General features: G+C 75.8%; 4 protein-coding genes and 1 pseudogene. 2 read left to right on the forward strand and 3 right to left on the reverse strand.

What is annotated here, in order from left to right; translation table 11 throughout:
- Window positions 1-1,720: pseudogene (locus HL658_RS36055) on the forward strand (hypothetical protein); the annotation flags it as partial.
- A 78-nt stretch (window positions 1,721-1,798) separates the two neighbouring features.
- On the opposite strand, the gene HL658_RS36060 reads toward HL658_RS36055, so the two are convergent.
- Window positions 1,799-1,999 (reverse strand): hypothetical protein, encoded by a 201-nt coding sequence (locus HL658_RS36060; RefSeq protein ID WP_180286926.1) that lies wholly within the window; start codon window positions 1,997-1,999, stop codon window positions 1,799-1,801.
- A 257-nt stretch (window positions 2,000-2,256) separates the two neighbouring features.
- Window positions 2,257-3,267 carry a hypothetical protein gene (locus tag HL658_RS36065; protein WP_180286927.1) on the reverse strand — a complete coding sequence of 337 codons (1,011 nt, stop codon included), beginning with the start codon at window positions 3,265-3,267 and terminating at the stop codon, window positions 2,257-2,259.
- Between the two features lie 104 nt (window positions 3,268-3,371).
- On the opposite strand from HL658_RS36065, the gene HL658_RS36070 reads away from it, so the two are divergent.
- Window positions 3,372-3,620, forward strand: a complete 249-nt coding sequence (locus HL658_RS36070; protein ID WP_180286928.1) for a helix-turn-helix domain-containing protein — start codon at window positions 3,372-3,374, stop codon at window positions 3,618-3,620.
- 63 nt (window positions 3,621-3,683) lie between these two features.
- On the opposite strand, the gene HL658_RS36075 is transcribed toward HL658_RS36070, so the two are convergent.
- Window positions 3,684-4,057, reverse strand: a 374-nt coding sequence (locus HL658_RS36075) for a hypothetical protein (RefSeq protein WP_211109938.1), incomplete at its 5' end; no start/stop codon positions are given.

Raw genomic sequence — 4,057 nt, forward strand, 5'->3', positions numbered from 1 at the left:
GGGGCGCACGCCGGAGCCGCAGGGGCTGGCGCGCCGGCGCTGGCGCACCGCGCAGCGCGAGGCGCTCGCCACCGCGATCGCCGAGCACCAGCGCGACGCGCAGGAGCGCGAGGAGCAGCGCGCCGCCGCCGAGCGGGCCGTGGCCCTCCTGGAGCGCCAGCGCGCCGAGGCGGTGGAGGCCCTGCGGGCCAGCCGGCGCGACCTGCTCAACATGCGCGGGATCATGGAGGATCTGGTGCGCGAGCGCGACGCGGCGCGGGCCGAAATCCGCGCGCTGCGTGACGTCACGCGCGATGGCCGCACCGCCTCCGAACCCGGCGCGTCCCCGCCGGCTGCGGCAGCCGTGATTTCGACGGGGCAGGCCACCGCGGCGGACCCGGAGACGGGCGCGCCGACCGCGGCCGCCAAGCCTCCGGTTCCGGGGCCGGTGGAGGCCGCCGACGGCACGCCCCCGGCGCGGCCCCAGGACCCCGCAGCCGTGCCCCTGTACACGCAGGCGGACCTGGACGTCCGGATCGCCCAGGCGGTGGTGGCCGCCGTGCGTGAGGCGGTGCTCGACCGAAGGCCGGCGGCGCTGGACCCAGCGCGGCCCTACGCCACCACGCCGATCTTGCGGTCGGTGACGGTGCCCGGTGGCCTTCTGACGCGCGAGCGCGAGATCACCGTCGATGCGACGGACGTGCACGACGCGGGGGTCGATGCCGGCTGGGAGGCGGTGGCGCGCCAGGTCACGGCGGAGTGGGCGTCCGTGCAGGCGCTGACCGACCAGCTGGGAAGGGCGGACCGCCAGCTGCACCAGCTCATCGAGAGGTGGACAGCCCGCGACGCCGAGCACAGAGAAGCGGTGGAGCGGGCCCGGCGGGAGGGCGAGACGGACGGGTTCCGACGGGGCCAGCAGAAGGGCCGGGAAGAGGCGGTGGGCGGGGCGGTGGTGCTGTCGAAGACGCACCGCCAGACGGTGACCGCCCTCGAGGCCCAGGTCGCCGCGCTGACCGGGGAGCGCGACCAGGCCTGGAGCGAGCTCAAGGCGCTGAGGAACGCTCCCGCCGATCGGCTGGAACAGGCGGGCCCGCCGGCGGGGCACGGGAGCGACGCGGCGCAGGACCGGGGAAGGCCGGCGCCGGGGCGTGACCACGGGGCCGCTCAGGCCGGCTCCGGCATCACTCCGGGCACCGCGGCGGCGGGGCTGGGCGGTCCCCCTGATCCGATGCGGTCACTGAATGAAGAGCAGCGGCGGATGCTGAAGGCGTTGTTCGAGCCGGACGAGTCCGTGGACGGGGGGGTACTGCCGCCGGCTGCGCCGGTGGCGCCGGCGCCTCCCAACGCCGGAACGCCGCACGCGGCGCCCCCGGTTGGCCAGGGGATCGGGCCGACCGCACAGGCTCCGGCCCAGCCCACCGGAAAGCGTGTGAACGAGCCCCTGTGGCTGGACCCGCGCGCCGGCTCCGACACGGTTCAGGAGATGAAGCTGCGGGTGCGCGGCATGTCCGACGCCGCCCTGGACCACCAGGTGCGCGTTCAATTTGCCGCGGAACTGCAGGTCCGGCGTTCGCCGCAGACCATCAACACCCCAAGGTACATCGAACGGCTGCGGGCTGCCGTGGGCGTGCTGCGCGCCGAGATCGCCCGGCGCGGCATCCCCGACCCCACCCCGGGGCTGGAGAAGACGCTGCGCGAGCGGCTGGCGCCCAGGAACGACCGGTCGCCGGGGCGGGACTGACGGCGCGGTGGGGCGGGAGGCGGCCGGTCACGCCGCCGGCCGCGCGGGCCGGGGCGGGGCGGCCGCTTTGCCCCCCGGCTACGGCTGCGGCGTCATCGCCGGGACGGTGATGACGCCCGCGACCATCCGGGGCACCGGACGGCCGTCCGCCGGCTCGCCCTCCGGCTCCAGGACCGGTTCCGGTTCGGCCTCACGCGGCCCGTCCCCGGCCGACGCCGGCCGGGACGTGTGGAGCACCCACAGATTGCTGTTGGGCAGACGCTCGAAGACCATGCTCATCGTCCGTCGCTCCTTCGGTTCGCGGGATCATCGTGGCGCCGGGCGGGATGGGGCCGAAGGGGGCCACCCCCACCTGGTACAAATAGGGCAGGGTGTTCCCCGGAGGCTGGGGAGCACCCTTGTCGCGCAGGAAGCACATGAACATCTTGCGGCCGGCCGGCGGCGTGGCGGGATGCTCGGGCGTGTCGTCGGTGTCGGTGCTCATCGGGGCTCTCCAGGTGCTGTGGGGACGGGGTGTGACGCGGTCTGGCGGGTGCTCAGGGCGCGGCGTGTGGCACCAGCATCGTCCCACACCCGGGCATCGCCGGGCCACCGCGCCGGAGAGCCGTCGGCGCCGGCACGAACCACCACTCGCCCGAGCCGGTGACGGGGTCCTCCCCGGGCCATGGGAGCGCAGCGAGACGGCGCGTCAGGGGGACCCCCGTGGCAGTCGCGGACCGGCCGCACAGTCCGGAGCGTGCCGTGGACGCCGGCTGGGCGAACCGGATCGGCATGGCCCCGCCGCCGTGATCCGGCGCAGCCATGGCGCCGTCCTGCCGGGGCCGCCGTCCGGCCGCCGGACAACGCCACAGGGCGACACCGTCCCCGCTGGCCACGGCCAGCACCGCCCCGGGCTGCAGGCCAGCCGCCAGCCGCCGGACGGCGTCCGTCAGGAGCCGCTCCGGGCCACCAGACGGTATGGCCGGACGCCAGGCGCCATCACCCGCCGACCCGGCGTAGGGCGGGTCCCGATGGATGAGGATCGGGGCACCGTCCCGCACCGGCGGAACCTGGTCCACCGCGGCGCCGGACCACGCGTACTTCCACGGGCCGAGCCCTTGGACGAAGGCGCGCATCGCCTCCGTCTGCGCGCGGGAGAGCCGGGCCCCGTGGCGCGCCGCGATGCCCTGGCTGATCAGCTGCTGCAGCGCCTCCGGCCACGGCCCGCGCGCCCGGTTCACGTACCAGCACACCAGCCGCAGGTTGGCGAGGGTGTAGTCGCCCTCGGGGTCGATGCGGTCGAGGCTGGGAGCGAGCAGGCGCACGCCGCCGATGCGGTCGAGGGAAAAGGGCACGGTCGAGCGCTCGCAGCGCAGCCCGGAGCGCCGCACCAGCGCGGCGAGATCCTCGAGGGTGAGCGTCACTGGGCCGTCGTGGGCGGCCAGCGCCGCGCGCCGGCGGTCACGCAGGTGACGGGCGAAGGCCCGCGCGCAGCGGTGCCGGAGATCGTCGCCGAGGACGCGCAGCTGGGCGTCCAGGGCGGCGTGGAGCGGGTCGGGGCGCGGCATGGCGGAGCCTCCAGGGGGTGGTGCCCACCACAATATACAAACTTTGTATATGCGAAAAGTGCATTTAGGCCGCCCGCCATCGCTCACCCCGCCGGAGCGCGGCCTTGGACTCGATCTACACCGACGCCCACCACGAGCTGACCCGCCTGCTCACCGAGGCGCGGCTGCGCGCCGGGCTGACCCAGGCCGAGCTGGCCGGGCGGCTGGGCAAGCCACAGCCCTTCGTGTCGCGGCTGGAGTCCAACCAGCGGCGGGTGGACGTGGTGGAGTTCCTGTGCCTGGCGCAGGCGCTGGGAGCCGATCCGCTGGCGATCCTCGCCGCCGTGCGGCGTCACCTGCCCCCCGGCGCCTGAAGGCCACCGGCGGGCCGCGAAGCAGCTTGGCGGTGTTTTGAGGGCGCGATGACCACCGACGGGTCAGGGCCGTTCCTCGGCCAGCGCGCCGGCCCGTGCGACCACCCACGCGGCGTCGGCCCCGGCGAGCTCCGGCCGGCCGAGGTTGAGCACCGGCACCCCGTGCGCCAGGGCGATGCGGATGGCCTGGCCGGTGCCGCCCACCGGCTCGCCGCCCGGCGTCCAGCCGATCACCACCCGCGAGGGCGTGGCGAGGTCCGGGCCGAGCACCTGGCAGCCGTTGCGGGCGAGCAGCGTGCGCGCCGCCGGCCGGCATCGCTCCCAGGCCGGGTGGTGGCGTTCGGCGAGCTCCAGCATCGCCGCGCTGACCGTGCACAGGGGCGATGGGTGACCATCGAACCCGGGCCACGGCAGGAAGATCTCCTTGCGCCCGCCGA

The sequence above is a fragment of the Azospirillum oleiclasticum genome (genome assembly GCF_013423485.1).
Lineage (GTDB): Bacteria > Pseudomonadota > Alphaproteobacteria > Azospirillales > Azospirillaceae > Azospirillum > Azospirillum oleiclasticum.